Source organism: Nonomuraea angiospora (assembly GCF_014873145.1).
GTDB classification, from domain to species: Bacteria; Actinomycetota; Actinomycetes; order Streptosporangiales; family Streptosporangiaceae; genus Nonomuraea; species Nonomuraea angiospora.
Map to the genome: position 1 here is coordinate 12,902,681 of NZ_JADBEK010000001.1, position 15,675 is coordinate 12,918,355.

General features: G+C 72.3%; 13 protein-coding genes. 4 read left to right on the forward strand and 9 right to left on the reverse strand.

Annotated features, from left to right (window positions below; all coding sequences use genetic code 11):
- Together H4W80_RS59090 and H4W80_RS59095 are read right to left on the reverse strand one after the other, a co-directional pair.
- Window positions 1-1,365, reverse strand: coding sequence for an ABC transporter substrate-binding protein (locus H4W80_RS59090; RefSeq protein ID WP_192793018.1), 1,365 nt, complete (start codon window positions 1,363-1,365; stop codon window positions 1-3).
- Window positions 1,366-1,369: 4 nt separating this feature from the next.
- A complete protein-coding gene (locus tag H4W80_RS59095) occupies window positions 1,370-2,566 on the reverse strand; it encodes a carbohydrate kinase family protein (protein WP_192793019.1) in 1,197 nt (398 codons plus the stop codon).
- A gap of 135 nt (window positions 2,567-2,701) precedes the next feature.
- Here H4W80_RS59095 and H4W80_RS59100 point away from each other — a divergent pair, with 135 nt between their 5' ends.
- A complete protein-coding gene (locus tag H4W80_RS59100; protein ID WP_192793020.1) occupies window positions 2,702-3,475 on the forward strand; it encodes a DeoR/GlpR family DNA-binding transcription regulator in 774 nt (257 codons plus the stop codon).
- A gap of 10 nt (window positions 3,476-3,485) precedes the next feature.
- A complete protein-coding gene (locus H4W80_RS59105; protein WP_192793021.1) occupies window positions 3,486-4,856 on the forward strand; it encodes a 6-phospho-beta-glucosidase in 1,371 nt (456 codons plus the stop codon).
- Between the two features lie 82 nt (window positions 4,857-4,938).
- Here the strand turns inward: H4W80_RS59105 and H4W80_RS59110 are convergent, their stop codons facing one another.
- A complete protein-coding gene (locus H4W80_RS59110) occupies window positions 4,939-6,267 on the reverse strand; it encodes an amidase (RefSeq protein WP_192793022.1) in 1,329 nt (442 codons plus the stop codon).
- A gap of 100 nt (window positions 6,268-6,367) precedes the next feature.
- On the opposite strand from H4W80_RS59110, the gene H4W80_RS59115 reads away from it, so the two are divergent.
- Window positions 6,368-7,636 (forward strand): hypothetical protein, encoded by a 1,269-nt coding sequence (locus H4W80_RS59115; RefSeq protein ID WP_192793023.1) that lies wholly within the window; start codon window positions 6,368-6,370, stop codon window positions 7,634-7,636.
- A 331-nt stretch (window positions 7,637-7,967) separates the two neighbouring features.
- On the opposite strand, the gene H4W80_RS59120 is transcribed toward H4W80_RS59115, so the two are convergent.
- The 6 genes from H4W80_RS59120 to H4W80_RS64250 all read right to left on the reverse strand — a co-directional run bounded on the left by H4W80_RS59120 (window position 7,968) and on the right by H4W80_RS64250 (window position 12,661).
- Window positions 7,968-8,777, reverse strand: coding sequence for an amino acid ABC transporter permease (locus H4W80_RS59120; RefSeq protein WP_192793024.1), 810 nt, complete (start codon window positions 8,775-8,777; stop codon window positions 7,968-7,970).
- Window positions 8,774-9,442, reverse strand: a complete 669-nt coding sequence (locus H4W80_RS59125; RefSeq protein ID WP_192793025.1) for an amino acid ABC transporter permease — start codon at window positions 9,440-9,442, stop codon at window positions 8,774-8,776. The genes H4W80_RS59120 and H4W80_RS59125 overlap by 4 nt, the downstream gene beginning before the upstream one ends.
- Before the next feature lie 3 nt (window positions 9,443-9,445).
- The gene (locus tag H4W80_RS59130; RefSeq protein ID WP_192793026.1) at window positions 9,446-10,282 is read right to left on the reverse strand and encodes a glutamate ABC transporter substrate-binding protein; all 837 of its coding nucleotides are present in this window, start codon (window positions 10,280-10,282) and stop codon (window positions 9,446-9,448) included.
- 11 nt (window positions 10,283-10,293) lie between these two features.
- Window positions 10,294-11,037: an amino acid ABC transporter ATP-binding protein gene (locus H4W80_RS59135; RefSeq protein ID WP_318787583.1), complete on the reverse strand. Its 744-nt coding sequence runs from the start codon at window positions 11,035-11,037 to the stop codon at window positions 10,294-10,296.
- A 113-nt stretch (window positions 11,038-11,150) separates the two neighbouring features.
- On the reverse strand, window positions 11,151-11,978 hold the full coding sequence (locus H4W80_RS59140; RefSeq protein ID WP_225964295.1) for a glutamate ABC transporter substrate-binding protein: 828 nt from the start codon (window positions 11,976-11,978) through the stop codon (window positions 11,151-11,153).
- Window positions 11,975-12,661, reverse strand: a complete 687-nt coding sequence (locus H4W80_RS64250; protein ID WP_192793027.1) for a response regulator — start codon at window positions 12,659-12,661, stop codon at window positions 11,975-11,977. Before H4W80_RS64250 ends, H4W80_RS59140 begins: the two co-directional genes overlap by 4 nt.
- 162 nt (window positions 12,662-12,823) lie before the next feature.
- Between H4W80_RS64250 and H4W80_RS59150 the strand changes: the two genes are divergently transcribed.
- Complete coding sequence (locus H4W80_RS59150) at window positions 12,824-15,643, forward strand: hybrid sensor histidine kinase/response regulator (protein ID WP_192793028.1); 2,820 nt, start codon at window positions 12,824-12,826, stop codon at window positions 15,641-15,643.
- Window positions 15,644-15,675 lie beyond the last annotated feature (32 nt).

A 15,675-nucleotide genomic window follows, 5' to 3' on the forward strand; every position in this document is an offset into this window, starting at 1 on the left:
TCACCCGTTGCTCTCGACGAAGGTCTTGTAGTCCTTCTCCAGCGTGGCCAGGAACTCCTGCGGGGTCTGCTTCTTGGCCAGCAGGTCCTGCAGCGCCGCGCCCAGCGTGTCGGCGAACGTCGGGGTGGCGTAGTCGAGGTACGGCACCAGCCCGTCCTTCGCCGTGACCGTGCCGAACGCGGTGAAGACGTCCTGCTGCGGCCCCGCGGGGACGCTCTGCTGCGCGGTGTCGGCGACCGGCAGGTTGCCGGTGGTGGTGAGCACCTTCATCGCGTCGGCGTTGGTGATGAAGTCGATGTAGGCCGCCGCCGCGTCGGGGTTGGGGCTCTTGGCCGTGATCGCGAACGGCAGCCCGGTCCCGCCGGTGGCGACGGGCGGCGCGCCGGCCGCGGTGCCCGGCGGCAGCATGAAGCCCAGGTCCTTGCCCAGCGCCTTCTGCAGGTCGGCGAGCAGCCAGGTGCCTCCGATGAGGAAGACGCCCTCGCCCTTGCCGAACGCCTGCCACGCCGGGTCATAGCCCTGGCCGTTGAAGCCCTTGTTGAAGTAGCCCTTGTCGACCCAGCCGACGAGCTCCTCGGCGGCCTTGGTGTTCTCCGGCGTGTTCCACGAGGCGCCCTTGCGGCCGAAGGCCAGCGCGCTGATCTGGTCGGCGGGCACGCCGCGGCTCTGCACCGTGCCGAACACGTGGATGGCCGGCCACTTGTCGAGGTTGCCCAGCTGCATCGGCACCTCGCCGGCGGTTTTGGCCTTGGCCAGCGCGGCGTCGAAGTCGGCCCACGTCGCGGGCTGCTGCAGGCCGAGCTTGGCCAGCTTGGCCTTGTTGTAGAAGACGCCGACGACCTCGCCGACCTGCGGCAGGCCGTACAGGTTGCCGTCGCCGAAGGTCTTGCCGTCGGCGCTGTAGCTCGAATAGCGCAGCACCGACTGCGGGTAGCGCTTCTTCCATCCGTACGCCTCGGCGTAGGCGTCCAGCGGGCGCAGCTGCCCGGCCTTGACGAACGCGCCCATCGACGAGCGGCCGTTGTTGGCCTCCACGATGTCGGGCGGCTCGTTGCCGCTCAGGGCCAGGCGCAGGGTCGTGTTGAGGTCGTCGAAGGAGCGGCTCACCCGGTTGATCTTGATGTTCGGGTACTTCGCCTGGAAGGCGTCGTTGAGCTGCTTCATCTGGGCGGCCTGGCCGCCGCGTACCTCCTGGTCCCAGATCGTCAGGGTGACGTTGCCGAGCGCCGCGGCGTCGGTGCGCACCGACGAGGCGGAGGGCTGCGCGGAGGTGGCCGCGGGCGGGGCGGAGGATCCGGGCGCGCACGCCGTCATGGCGAGGGCGCTGGCGGCGAGCACGGCGAGCGCTCGGAGCGGGGGGTTCATGGTGTTACTCCTTTTGCGCGGGCACGCGAGGCGTGTCGGGGCCCTCGTCCTCGGGTGGGTTCGGCCGCGTGGTGGGAACCTTGGGGCCGACGTCGGCGTACCGGGCGATGGTCGCGGCCGCGCGGCGCACGGCGCCCACCGGCACGGCGGGCACCAGCTTGTCGAGGAAGGCGTAGCGGCGGGCCAGCGAGTTGCCGTAGGCGCCGCTGTGGTCGGCCGAGTCGCGGACCTCGTGCCACCAGTCGGCGATGTCGCCCCAGCCGGGCGCCGCGAGCGAGCCGCCGAACTGCTGCACCGCCAGCGCCGCGCACAGCTGCGCGAACGCCAGGCGGTCGGCCAGCGGCCAGCGCGACAGCGTGCCGAGCACGAACCCCGCGCCGAAGACGTCGCCCGCGCCGGTCGGGTCGAGCGCCGTCACCCGCGGAGCGGGCACGAACGCCTCCTCGCCGTTGACGGAGTCGATGGCCATGGCGCCGTTGGCCCCGTCGGTCACCACGGCCACCGGGACCTTGTCGGCGATCGCGTAGAGCGCGTCGCGCGGGGTGTCGGCGCCGGTGTAGGCCATCGCCTCGACCGCGTTGGGCATGAACGCGTGGCAGAGCGCGAGCTGATCCAGCAGGGACGCCGACCAGGAGCCCGACGGGTCCCAGCCCACGTCGGCGAAGATGAGCGAGCCGTCGCGGCGCGCCAGCTCCGCCCAGTTGCACGGGCTGTCCGGCGAGTCGAGCGGATCGTCGGTGGACAGCGACACGATCACCGCCTTGGACTGAGGCGGCATGCCGATCATCTCCGAGGCCGGCAGGGGCGAGGGGTGGCCGTGGGTCACCATGCTGCGGTCGCGGTCGACCGCCATGGAGACCGTCACCGGCGAGTGCCAGTGCTCGAACCGCCGCGACCTGGACAGGTCCACCGACTCCTGCTCCTCGAGCGTGCGCCAGCAGAAGTCGCCGTAGTCGTCGTCGCCGAACGCGGCGGCCAGCGAGGTGCGCAGGCCCAGCCGGCTGGTCGCGATGGCGAGGTTGGCGATGCCGCCGGGGCACGAGCCCATGCCCTCGGCCCAGATCTCGGTTCCGGCCGCGGGCATCGCGGGCAGACCGGTGAAGATGATGTCCAGAAAGACCGTGCCCGCCAGGAAGACGTCGAACTGCGGCCCCTCCGGGCTGCGCTCGGCGGCGAGAGGGTCGTACACCTGATTAGACACGGGAATGAGTCCTCCCCGACACGTATACAGCTCTGCGCAATCTTGCACGTTTGCTCACGCACTTCAAGTCTTCTTCTGGGAGTTTTTGGCTGAAGCTGCATACTCCTGCGCGATTTTGACTGATACACTCGCGCCGTGCTTCAGCGCCTCAGGCATGCCGAGATCATGCGCCGGGTCCGACTCTCAGGCGCCACCAGTGTCAGCGATCTCGCCAGCCAGCTCGGCGTGAGCCCGTCCACCATCCGCAGGGACCTCGAGGTGCTCGACCGCGACGGCACGCTGCGGCGCGTGCGGGGTGGAGCCCTGATCCTCGACGGCGAGGTCACCGTCGACGCCGACGCCGACCGGCCGTTCGCCGAGGTGGCCGAGGTGGACGAGCAGGACAAGGAGGCGGTCGCGGTCCGCGCCGCCGAGCTGGTCCGCGACGGCGACGTGGTCCTGCTCGACATCGGCACGACGACGATGCGGCTGGCCCGGCGGCTGCGCGGGCGCCGCGTCACCGTGGTCACCTCCAGCCTCGCCGTGCTCGACGTGCTGCGCACCGACCCGGAGGTCGAGCTGCTGCTGCTCGGCGGCGCGCTGCGGCGGCCGTACCACTCGCTGGTCGGGGTGCTGACCGAGGCGGCCCTGAGCCAGGTGGTCGCCGACCGCGTGTTCCTGGGCGCCAGCGGCGTGCGGCCCGACGGGCAGCTCGTGGACACCACGCTCGCCGAGGTGCCGCTGAAGCGCGCCATGATCGCGGCGGCGGGCCAGGTGGTGCTGCTCGTCGACCGGCACAAGTTTCCCGGCACCGGTGCGCTGCGGGTGTGCGGGCCCGACGACATCGACGTGATCGTCACCAACCAGGGCGCCGACGAGGCGACGCTGCGCAACTGCGCCGCCGCCGGCGCCGAGGTCCTGCTCACCTGAAAGGGTATCGATGAGACTGGCCGTTCTCGGAGGCGGCGGCTTCCGGGTCCCGCTCGTGTACGGCGCGCTGCTGCGCGAGACCGCCAAGCCGCGCGTGGAGCAGGTGGTCCTGTACGACGTGTCGCAGGACCGGCTGGAGGCCATCCGGCACGTGCTCGGCCAGCTCGCCGCCGGGCACGACGACCCGCCGGAGGTCCTGACCACCACCGACCTGGACACCGCGCTGCGCGACAGCGCGTTCGTCTTCTCCGCCATCCGGGTCGGCGGCCTGGCCGGGCGCACCGCCGACGAGCGGGTCGCGCTCGACCTGGGCCTGCTCGGCCAGGAGACGACCGGCCCCGGCGGCATCTCCTACGGCCTGCGCACCATCCCGGTCGCGCTCCACGTGGCCGAGCGGGTGGCCGCGCTCGCGCCCCAGGCGTGGGTCATCAACTTCACCAACCCCGCAGGCATGATCACCGAGGCCATGCGGCACGTGCTCGGCGACCGCGTGATCGGCATCTGCGACTCCCCGATCGGCCTGATCCGCCGGGCCGCCGTCGCGCTCGGGCTCGACCCTTCGCGCGTGTCGCCCGACTACGTGGGCCTCAACCACCTCGGCTGGCTGCGCGGCCTCACCTATCAAGGACGCGACGTGCTGCCCGGGCTGCTGGCCGACGACGCGGCGCTGCGGCAGGTCGAGGAGGCGCGCATCTTCGGCACCGACTGGGTGCGCACGCTGGGCGCGCTGCCCAACGAATACCTGTACTACTACTACTTCACCCGGGAGTCCGTGGCCGCGATCTCCGGGCAGACCCGCGGGGAGTCGCTGGTCCGGCAGCAGGACGACTTCTACGCCGCCGTGCGGGCGCGTCCCGAGGAGGCGCTGGCGGAGTGGGTCAGGGCGCGCAGGCTGCGCGACGAGTCGTACATGGCCGAGGCCCGCGAACCCACCTCCGCGGGCGCGCGCGACGCCGCCGACCTGGAGGCCGGCGGGTACGAGGGCATCGCCCTGGCCCTCATGGCCGCCATCGCCCGCGGCGAGCCCACGTCCATGATCCTCAACGTGCGCAACGGGGCCGCGGTGCCCGGCCTGCCCGCGGACGCGGTCGTCGAGATCCCGTGCGCGGTGGACGGGGCCGGCGTCCGGCCGCTGGCCACCCGCCCCTTGCCTGGCCGCTTCCTCGGTCTCATGCAGCAGGTGAAGGGTGTCGAGCAGGCCGCCATCGAGGCCGCCAGGTCCGGCTCGGCCCGGTTGGCGGTCGAGGCGTTCGCGCTGCACCCGCTGGTCGACTCGGTCGCGACGGCCCGCAAGCTGCTCGACGGCTACCGGGCGCGCATCCCCGAGCTGGCCGCCGCCATCCCGGGCTCCTCCGACGCGGGCGGGCGCACGACCCTCTAGCGCGCCCTCCTCGGGGGCGCTTCCACGCCGCGGCCTCGGCAGGGCGCCGCGTCCACGCCGCGCCCCCGCAGGAGCGCCGCTTTCACACCATGCCGGCCGCTTGGAAGAGCCGCAGCTCGCGTCCGGGGCGGCACACGAGCTGCAGCCCCACCGGCAGCCCGTCCACCGTGCCCGCAGGCACGGTCAGCGCGGGCAGGCCCAGCACGTTCCACAGGCTCGTCATCGCCAGCAGCGCGGGCCGCACGGCGACGGTCCGGCCGTCCACCTCCGTCTCGCGCTGCTGGAGCAGCGGGGCGGTGATCGGCACGGTGGGCAGCGCCAGCACGTCGTGCCGCTCGAACAGCGCCGCCGCGGCCTCGGCGAGCCGGGAGCGCGCCGCCACCGCCGCGACGTACCGCCAGCCGGGTACCTCGGCCGCCGTGCGGAGGCGTTCGAGCAGCTCGGGGTCGAACAGCTCGGGCGCCTGCGCCATCCGGGCCGCGTGCACGGCCACGGCCTCACAGCTCTGGATCACCGTGTACGTCTCGCGGAACTCCTCGCCCAGCCCCGCCCGCAGCCGCACCTCGTCCAGTCCCGAGCGGGCCAGGCGGGACTCCGCGGCCGCGCGCACCGCGTCCACCACGCGCGGATCCCCGTCGAACAGCTCCGACGGATCCAGCCAGGCCACCCGCGAGGGACCGGGGTCCTCGCGCAGCTGGGCGGAGGCCAGGCAGCGGTAGGCGAGCAGGCAGTCCTGCTCGTCACCGGCCAGGACGCCGACGTGGTCGAAACTGCGCGCCAGGGGGAAGACGCCTTCAGCCGAGATCGCCCCATAGCTCGGCTTGAACCCGGCGATCCCGCACAGAGCCGCCGGGATGCGGACGGATCCGCCCGTGTCGGTGCCGAGCGCGAGCGGCACCAGCCCCGCCGCCACGGCCGCCGCGCTGCCCCCGCTGGAGCCGCCCGACATGCGCTCCGGGTCCCACGGGTTGCGCGAGGGGCCGTTGGCCGAGCGGTCGCCCGTGGGACCGTACGCGAACTCGTGGGTGGTCGTCTTGCCCACGACGACGGCGCCCGCGCGGCGCAGCAGGGTCACCGACTCGGCGTCGGAGTCCGCGACGTACCCGGCGAAATGCCGCGAACCCATCGTCGCGGGCAGCCCCGCGACCATGAAGAGGTCCTTCACCCCCACCGGCACGCCGTGCAGCGGACCCCGGTAGGTGCCCGTGTCCAGCTCGGCGTCCGCCCGCCGCGCCGCCGCCAGCGCCCCGTCGGCGTCCACGGTGACGAACGCGCCGAGCTCGGGGTCGCGCTCGGCGATGGCCTCGAGCGCCTGCTCGGCGAGCTCGACGGCGGTGGTCCGGCCTTCGCGCAGGTCCTGGGCGAGGCTCGTGATGGTACGGCCGGTGAAGGGGCCGGGGGAGAGCGGCATGGGATCCTTTTCGACGGTCGTCGGCTGAGTGTCCCACTGAACACCATGCACATCGGACTTTCCACGGCAGGGCTCCCACTTGCGGGGCTAAGATCATCGGATGTCCCAGCCGCCGTCAGCCGCCCGCCGGGCATGGGGCTGGGCGCGGCTGCTCCTCGCCGTCGTGGTGAGCGCGTGCGCGCTGGCCGGCGTCGTACGGCTGACCGTGCCCGCGACCGCGGGCACGGCGGGGGAGCCGCCCGGGGTGCGGCGGCAGTTGGCGTTCCTGCGCGCGGCCCTGGACGCGGGCGCGGGTGACGAGGCGCAGGCGCTCTTCCCCGAGGGGTATTTCTTCCTGCACGCCCTGTACGGGCTGAGCTGGGTCGAGCTCGGCATGCGCGAGCCGGCGGACGGACGGTCACGGGCGCTGCGCGAGGCGCGCTGGGCGTTGAGCCGGCTGGATGCGCCCGCCGGGCGGGCCCCGTTCAGCCCCGGCCTCATCCCGCCCTACGGCGTCTTCTACCGGGGGTGGTCCAACTGGCTGCGCGGCGGGGTGCTGAGCCTGGAGCCGGCCGGACGGCGCGATCCGGCCGAGGTGCGCCGGTTCGCGGAGGACTCCGCCGCGCTCGGGGCCGCGTTCGACGCGTCGTTCGACGCCGGGGGCTCGCCGTACCTGGCGGCGTACCCGGGGCAGGCCTGGCCGGTGGACTCGACCGTGGCGGTGGCGTCGCTGCGGCTGCACGACGCGATCCTGCCGGCCCGGTTCGGCGGGACCGTCGAACGCTGGCTGCGGGAGGTCAGGCGGCGGCTCGACCCGCGTACCGGGCTGCTCCCGCACCGCGCCGACCCCGGTGGTGGCGCGCCGGCCGAGGTGGCGCGGGGCAGCTCGCAGAGCATGATCCAGCGGTTCCTGGTGGACGTGGATCCGGCCTTCGCCGCCGAGCAGTACGCGCGCTTCCGCGAGCTGTACGTCGTCACCCCGCTCGGGCTCGGGCCCGCCGTGCGCGAGTACCCGCAGGGCGTGGACGGGCCGGCCGACGTGGACTCCGGGCCGCTGCCGCTCGGGGTGAGCCTGTCGGCGACCGTGGTCACCCTCGGTGCGGCGCAGGCGCACTCCGACGCTCCGCTGGCCTCGGCGCTGGCCGGCTACGGGGAGCTGGCGGGGCTGCCCGTGGACACCCCCTGGACCAAGCGGTACGCCTTCGGGCTGCTGCCCATCGGCGACGCGTTCCTGGCCTGGGCGAAGACGGCCCGGCCGTGGGTGGCCAGGCCGCCGTCGGCGCCGGCCGCGACCGTCTCGTGGTGGTGGCGGACGCCGCTGCTGATCCTGCTCACCGCCCTCGCCGCGGCCCCCTGGCTGCCGGTCCTACGCCGCCGCCTCCGCCCCTGAGTTCCCCTCGGAAGGGAGCGGGTTGCGCCTGAGGACCCGTGGCTCGTGATGGACCGCGGCCCGGACGGTGGTCCACCGTCCGGGCCGCGGGTTCCTGGTGAGGCCGGGCCTGGTGGTGGGCTCGGCGGGTGGTGCCGGGGCCGGTGAGGCGGATCGGCGTACCGCGCCCGGCCGTGGGTGTGCCGGGTGTGGTGGGCGCCCGGTGCTTCGCCGGTGGGCGAGGCGCGACGGGCGCGGGCCGGGCACGGCGAGGGGGTGGGCCGTGCGGGGGGCCGACTGAAGGGGCGGGCCGGTTTGAAGCGGCGGGCCAGGGGAGCGGCCGGCAGGCGGGTCAGCGAGTGGTGCCGAGGCGGGTGGAGAGGCGGGTGGCGAGGCGGTCGAGGGAGAAGTTGATCAGGATGAAGATGGCCGCGATGAGGATCGCCGCCGGGATCGTGTTCTTGAAGTTGGCGGCGATCCCGTTCAACCCCCGGTTCACCAGCTCGTCGAAGCCCACGATGAGCCCCAGCGCCGAGTCCTTCAGCAGCACCACGAACTGGCTGACGATGGCGGGCATCATGGTCCGGAACGCCTGCGGCAGCAGGACGAGGCGCATCACCTGCCCCTTGCGCATGCCGATGGCCTGAGCCGCCTCGGACTGGCCGCGCGGCAGGCTCTGCACCCCGGCCCGGATGATCTCCGCGATCACCGAGCCGTTGTAGAGCGTGAGCCCGAAGACGACGGCGGCGAAGGCCGAGATGTTCACGCCGATCAGCATGTACGAGCCGAAGAAGGCGAAGAAGATCAGCAGCAGCAGCGGCACGGACCTGAAGAACTCCACCACCGCGGCCGCGGGCACCCGGATCCACCGGTGGTCCGACAGCCGGGCGGTGGCGAAGAGGAGGCCGAACAGGCCCGCCAGCACCACCCCCACCACGGCCGCGCCGATGGTCCCGGCCAGCCCCGGCAGGATGAACGTGGCCCAGACGTCGCCGCGCAGCAGCGGCGTCCACTTGTCGGCCGCCCACTGGTCCTTGGCGTCGAAGCGCACGTAGACCACGTACGCCAGCCCCAGCAGCACGAGCGCGACGACCGCCGCCAGCACCCGGTTGCGCCGGATCCCGCGCGGCCCGGGCGGCTCGTAGAGGTTCGCGTAGCTCATCGGGCCACCGCCATCCGCCGCGACAGCCAGCCGAACAGCAGCCCCATCGGCAGGCACAGCAGCACGAACCCGGCGGCGAAGCCGAGGAAGATCTCAAGGACCTGGTCCCCGTACGTCTCGATCATCTCCCGCATCCGAACGGACGCCTCACCCACGCCGACCACGAGGGCGATCGTGGTGTTCTTGGTCAGCGCGATCATGATGCTGCCCAGCGGCGCCACCACGGCGCGGAACGCCTGCGGCAGCGTGATCAGCCCCAGCGTCTTCGTGAAGCCCAGCCCGAGCGACCGGGCCGCCTCCGCCTGCCCGACCGGCACCGTGTTGAGCCCCGACCGCAGGGCCTCGCAGACGAACGCCGAGGTGTAGGCGGTCAGCCCGATGACGGCGAGCCAGAAGTTGTTGGTCGCGATGTCGTCCGACAGCTCCACGCCGAGCTGCGCGCCGACCCCGAGGCCGGTGAACATCAGCACCAGCGTGAGCGGCGTGTTGCGCATCATGGTCACGTAAGTGTTGGCCGCGCCGCGCAGGGAGGCCAGCGGGGCCACCCGCATGGCGGTCAGCAGCGTCCCCAGCACGAGAGAGCCGAGCGCGCTGACCGCCGTCAGCCGTATCGTCATCCAGAACGCGGCGAAGATCGTGTCGCGTTCGAACAGCAGCGCTTCCATGGATCAGTAGCGCTCCAGCGCCGGGGCCTGCGGGAGGGTGAAGCCGGAGGCGCCGACGCTGGCCTGCAGCGCCTTCGTCCAGCTGCCGTCGGAGAACATCTTCTCCAGCGCGTCGTTGACCGCCTTGCGCCCGGTCGTGTCGTCCTTCTTCAGCCCGATGCCGTACTTCTCGGTGCTGAACGTCTTGCCGACCACCTTGAGCTTGCCGCCGTACTGGGCGGCGTAGCCGGCGAGGATGACGTTGTCGGTGGTGAGCGCGTCGAGCTGGCCGCCGAGGACGCGGTCCACGCACGCCGAGTACGTCCGCTCCTCCTGCAGCTGCACCTCCTTGGCGTACTCCGCCTTGACCTTCTGCGCCGGGGTCGAGCCGGCGACCGAGCAGAGCTTCTTGCCGTTCAGCGTCTCGGGCCCGGTCAGCGCGGTGTCGTCGGCCCTGACCAGCAGGTCCTGCCCGGCCACGAAGTACGGCCCGGCGAAGGACACCTTCTGCTTCCTGGCGTCGGTGATCGAGTACGTCGCCACCACCATGTCCACCTGGCCCTGCTCGATGAACGCCTCGCGGTTGGCCGACACGGTCTCCTTGAACGTGATGTCCTTGGCCTCGACGCCGAGCTGCTTGGCCACGTACTTGGCGACCTCGATGTCGAAGCCGGCGAAACTGCCGTCGGGCGTGCGCAGGCCGAGCCCCGGCTGGTCGGCCTTGACGCCGATGACCAGCTTCTTGTCGTTCTTGGCCTTGTCGACGATGGAGGCGTTGGTGGCCTCGGCGCTGCCGCAGGCCGTGGCGGTGGTGGCGAGCGCGACCACTGCGAAGGTCGCGTAAAGGGACCTGCCGAACATATGACGGCTCCTTAGTGAGTGAGGATCTTGGCGAGGAAGGACTGGGCGCGCTCGCTGTTCGGGGCTCCGAAGAACGCGTCGGGGGTGTTCTGCTCGACGATCTCGCCCTCGGCCATGAAGACGACCCGGTCGGCCGCCCGCCGGGCGAAGCCCATCTCGTGGGTGACGACCACCATGGTCATGCCCTCGCGGGCCAGCGAGGTCATGACGTCGAGCACCTCGTTGACCATCTCGGGGTCGAGCGCCGAGGTGGGCTCGTCGAACAGGATCGCCTTGGGGTCCATGGCCAGCGCTCGGGCGATGGCCACCCGCTGCTGCTGCCCGCCGGAGAGCTGGGCGGGGAACTTGGCGGCCTGGCCGCCGATGCCGACCCGGTCGAGCAGTTCCTGGGCCTTGCGCACGGCCTCCGCCTTCGGCCGCTTCAGCACGTGGACCTGCCCGAGGACGACGTTGTCCAGGACGGTCTTGTGCGCGAAGAGGTTGAAGGACTGGAACACCATGCCCACCTCGGCCCGGAGTTTGGCCAGCGCCTTGCCCTCGGCGGGCAGCGGCGTACCGTCCAGGGTGATCGTGCCGGAGTCGATCGTCTCCAGGCGGTTGATCGCCCGGCAGAGGGTCGACTTCCCGGCGCCGGACGGGCCGATGATCACGACGACCTCGCCCTGCCTGACTTTCAGGTTGACGTCCCTGAGCACATGGTGGTCGCCGTAGCGCTTGTTGACCTGGTCCAGGACGATCAGGTCGGCCTCGGTCATGCGTCACGCTCCTTGTCTCGGTCAGCGATGGCGTAACCGTAGGAGCCGTATGTGTCACCGAAAGGCTTGTGCGCGTTCTGCTCAGGGATTGATCGATCTGAGATCGATCAGGGTCAGGGGGTGGCGGGCCTGGAGGAGTCGGACGTCACGCCGGACACGCCGATGGTGTCCTTGTAGGCGCGGTCCCACTGCCCGTCGCGCAGCCAGCGGGCGATCAGCCCGTTGAGGTAGTCGCGGAAGACGGTGTCCTCCTTGCGCACCCCCATGCCGTACGGCTCGCGCCCGAAGGGCTTGAGCACCAGCCGGAACATGTCCGGATGCTGGTCGAGCAGGCCGAGCAGGATCGTGTCGTCGGTGCTGATGGCGTCGACCCGCCCGTTCGTGAGCGCGGGCACGCAGATGCTGTAGGCGTCGACGATCTCCAGGGTGGCGCGGGGCACCAGGGAACGCAGCCGGTCGACGGACGTCGAGCCCGTGGCGGTGCAGACGGTCTTGCCGCTGAGGTCCGACACGTCCTGGATGGTGGTGTCGGCGATCCTGACCAGCAGGTCCTGCCCGGCGTAGTAGTACGGGTCGGTGAAGGCGACGAGCCGCGCGCGGGCCGGAGTGATCGAGTACGTGGCGATGACGAGATCCACCACGCCCTGCGAGATGAAGTTCTCCCGCTCGCGCGAGACGGTCTCGACGAAGCGGATGTTGCGCTCGCTGCCGGTGAGGTCCTTCGCGATGAGCCTGGCGATCTCGGCGTCGAAGCCGGTGATCCGCCCGCCGGTGGGGTCCTTGTAGCCGAACATCGGCTGGTCGAACTTGGTGCCCACGACGAGGACGCCCCGCTCCCTGATCCGCGCCATCGTGGAGCCCTCGGGGAAGGGGTTGTCGCTCCCGCATCCGGCGGCGGCCAGGCAGAGCAGGACGGCGAGCAGCGCCCTGAGCCCTCTCATCGCACTCGATAACGGTGCTGGGGGCGCCCGGTCGGCCCGTACTTCGGCCGGCCTTCGAGCAGCCCGCGATCGGCCAGATGCTCCAGGTAGCGGCGGGCGGTGGCGCGGCTGACGCCGATCATCCCGGCCAGCTCGTGCGCCGACACGTCCTCCGGGACGGCGGCCAGCGCGTCCAGCACGGCCTGCTCGGTCGCCGCCGAGATGCTCTTCGGCCGGACGCCCTGGTCGAGGTGGAGCGTGCGGAAGATGCGGTCGATCTCCTGCTGCTCGGCGAACCGGTCGCCCGACTCCAGCTGCTCGGCCGTGGCCGCGTAGCGCAGCAGCGTCTGTTCGAGCGTGCCCGCCCTGGTCGGCTTGACCAGGTAGTAGAGGGCGCCGCGCTGCATGGCGGCGCGTACCGTGGCCGACTCCTTGCGCCCGGAGATCACGATGATGTCGATGGGCGGCTGCTCGGGCCGCCGCAGCCGGTGCGCCACCTCCAGCCCCGGCAGGTCGGGCAGGTGCAGGTCCAGCAGCACCAGCCGGGGCGCGAAGCGGCCGGCGGCGGCGAGCGCCGCCTGCCCGGTGTGCGCGATCCCGACCACCCTGAACCCGAGTACTCTGTTCACCTGCGCGTGCAGGGCCGCCGTGACGACCGGGTCGTCGTCCACGATGAGAACGGTGATGTCCCGTGGCTCAGGCACCGCCACTCCTCGTCCAGGTGCAGTTTTTACAAATCAGAGTGAGCTTAGGCAGGTTTTGTTACAAACGCTCAAGTTTTGCGCGTTCTGCTCACCATGATCCGCCGCCGATGCCCTCTTCCTCTTAATCTGTAGCCGAACAGACAGGGGGGAGGACGGACGCCGGTGAGATGGGTGCTCGCGGTGACTGCCCTGTGGACGTTGCTCGGCCTGCTGCCCCTGGCGCTGCTGACCTCCTCCAGTATCTCCCTGTCGGAGAACGCCGTGCGCGACGAGGTCGACGACCGGGTCAGGCTCACCGCCTCGGTGAGCCGGGTCGTGGTCGAGCAGCAGATGGGCTCCCTGGCGCAGGTCGTCACCGCGTTCGCGCAGCGGCCCGGCGTGCGCGACACGGTGGAGCGCGCCACCCCCGAGGCCATGCGCGCGCACCTCGGGGAGCTCAAGGAACTGCGTGACGGCATCAGCGGGCTGATCCTGGTCTCGTCGGACGGCCGCATGCTCGGCGCGGAGCCGAAGACCGTGCTGCCCCAGGACCTCACCGCCACCGACTGGTACCGCGCCGTGCGCGACCGGCGGGCGGCCCACATCTCCCAGGCGTACACGCCCACGATGATCGACGTGTCCAGGGCGGTCGCGGTGGCCGCGCCGATCCCCAGCGCCGACGGCAAGCGCATGCTCGGCATCCTCGCCGTCGTCTACAGCCTGGACGCCATCCAGGAATTCGCCAAGGAGGCCGCCGAGGCCCAGGACATCAGGCTGCTGATCACCGACCGGGCGGGCGTGCTCGTGGCCGACCCCGGCAGGAAGCTGCTCGCGCTCACCTCCCTGCGCGAGGACCCCCGGGTGGACGCCGCGCTCGCCGGGCGCACCTGGAACGGCATGTTCAGCGGCGTCGACGGCACGGTGCTGTCGGCGTCCGAGCCGATCCCGGGCATCGGCTGGACGGTCACCGCCGAGGTGTCCGCCGCCGAGGCGCTGGCCTCGGCCGAGCGGCTCAGGGCGAACGTCATGACCGTCGCGGCCCTGCTGGCCCTGCTCATCCTCATCGGCCTGGGCCTGCAGATCCACACCACGCGTGGCCGCCGCCGCGCGCAGGCCACGCTGGCCAGGTACGCGGCCGAGCTGGCCGCCGCCAGGGACGAGGCGGTCAGCGCCTCCAGCGCCAAGTCCGAGTTCCTGGCCAAGATCAGCCACGAGATCCGCACCCCGATCAACGGCGTGCTCGGCATGAACTCCCTGCTCATGGGCACCCGGCTGGACGACGAGCAGCGCCACTACGCGACCACGGCCCAGGAGTCGGCCCAGAACGTGCTGCGCCTGCTCGACGACTTCCTCGACCTGTCCAGGATCGAGGCGGGCCACCTCCAGGTCGACGCCGTGCCGTTCGACCTGCCGCGGTTGTGCGACGAGGTGGTCGCGCCGTTCGCGCCGCACGCGTACGAGCAGGGGCTCTGGCTCACGTTGCGGCTCGACGACGGCGTGCCCCGGCAGGTGACGGGCGATCCGGCGCGGCTGCGCCAGATCCTGACGAACCTGGTGGGCAACGCGCTGAAGTTCACCGTCCAGGGCGGGGTGGACCTGCACGTCGCCCTTGAGGAGGGCGAGCCCGGGGACGCGCGGGCGGTGCTCAGGTTCTCGGTCGCCGACACCGGGATCGGGGTGGGGCCCGACGACCGGGAGCGGGTGTTCGGGGTCTTCCGGCAGGTCGACTCGCCGATCACGCGCAGGACCGGCGGGAGCGGCCTGGGGCTGGCCATCGGCCGGCAGCTCACCGAGCTCATGGGCGGGGAGATCGGGCTCGACAGCGTGGAGGGCGTGGGCAGCCGGTTCTGGGTGCGCCTGCCGGTCGACGTGCTGACCTGGTCGGAGCCGTCGGTCGAGGCCCTGCAGGGCAGGCGCGCGCTCGTCGCCGACCCGCGGCCCGAGGACCGCGCGCTGGCCGTGCGGTTCCTGGCGGGCGCCGGGCTCGACGTGGAGGAGAGCACGGACTCCACCCTGGAGCTGCTGCGGGCCGCGGCGGCGGGCGGGCGGCCGTACGAGCTCGCGGTCGTCGCCCTCGACCTCGGCACCGACGCCGAGTCGACCGCGCACGTGATCCTCACGGATCCGCTGCTCCAGGCCACCAGCGTGGTCGTGGTCGTCACCCCCGGGCGGTCGGGCTTCGCCTGGCCCGGCGCCGTGGGGGAGCGGGCCGTGCAGTCGATCACCCGGCCGCTGAGCCGCCGCCGCCTGCTGGCCGCCGTGGAGAACGCCCTGGTCACCGCCGAGTGCCCCGGCGAGCCGCGCGAAGGCGTGGAGCTCGCGGGCCTGGACGGCGGCGCGCGGATCCTGGTGGCGGAGGACGACGAGGTCAGCCGCCAGGTCGCGATGCTCGTGCTGCGCCAGGCCGGGCACGAGGTCGAGGTGGTGGACGACGGCGAGCAGGCCGTGCGCGCCGTGCTGGCCGGGGCCTACGACCTGGTGTTCATGGACTGCCAGCTGCCCGTGCTCGACGGGCTGGCCGCGACCGAGGAGATCAGGCGGCGCGAGGACGCGCACACCCCGATCATCGCGATGACCGCGGCGGCGATGCCGGACGACCGGATCCGCTGCCTGGCGGCCGGGATGGACGACCACCTGGCCAAGCCGGTGGACTGGTCGCGCGTGCTCGCCATGATCCCGGAGTGGGCCGCCTACTCCGGGCTCCCGCCCGAGCTGGTGGGCCTGTCGCCGGAGGCGCTCGCCGACGTGGCGGAGGCGTACCTGGCGACCGCGACGCGGACGTACGAGGAGCTGCGGCTGGCGGCGCGGACCGGTGACGTGGCGGAGGTGGCCGCGCTGGCCCACCGGCTCAAGGGCAGCTGCGCGACCGTCGGGGCGGCCCGCGAGGCGGAGTTGTGCCGGCGCGTCGAGGATCGGGCGCGTACGGGCACCGTCGACAGCGAGCCGCTCGACGAGCTGGGCGAGCTGCTCAAAGTGGCGCCGGCGTGGATGAACAATCCGTAGCCACTTGTTAACATCTGGGAAATTTGTCAACG

Excerpts from the sequence above, each read along its gene's own strand:
- H4W80_RS59090 (WP_192793018.1), bottom strand. The coding sequence starts at position 1,365 with ATGAACCCCCCGCTCCGAGCGCTCGCCGTGCTCGCCGCCAGCGCCCTC.
- H4W80_RS59105 (WP_192793021.1), top strand. The coding sequence starts at position 3,486 with ATGAGACTGGCCGTTCTCGGAGGCGGCGGCTTCCGGGTCCCGCTCGTG.
- H4W80_RS59110 (WP_192793022.1), bottom strand. The coding sequence starts at position 6,267 with ATGCCGCTCTCCCCCGGCCCCTTCACCGGCCGTACCATCACGAGCCTC.
- H4W80_RS59115 (WP_192793023.1), top strand. The coding sequence starts at position 6,368 with ATGTCCCAGCCGCCGTCAGCCGCCCGCCGGGCATGGGGCTGGGCGCGG.
- H4W80_RS59120 (WP_192793024.1), bottom strand. The coding sequence starts at position 8,777 with ATGAGCTACGCGAACCTCTACGAGCCGCCCGGGCCGCGCGGGATCCGG.
- H4W80_RS59125 (WP_192793025.1), bottom strand. The coding sequence starts at position 9,442 with ATGGAAGCGCTGCTGTTCGAACGCGACACGATCTTCGCCGCGTTCTGG.
- H4W80_RS59130 (WP_192793026.1), bottom strand. The coding sequence starts at position 10,282 with ATGTTCGGCAGGTCCCTTTACGCGACCTTCGCAGTGGTCGCGCTCGCC.
- H4W80_RS59135 (WP_318787583.1), bottom strand. The coding sequence starts at position 11,037 with ATGACCGAGGCCGACCTGATCGTCCTGGACCAGGTCAACAAGCGCTAC.
- H4W80_RS59140 (WP_225964295.1), bottom strand. The coding sequence starts at position 11,978 with ATGAGAGGGCTCAGGGCGCTGCTCGCCGTCCTGCTCTGCCTGGCCGCC.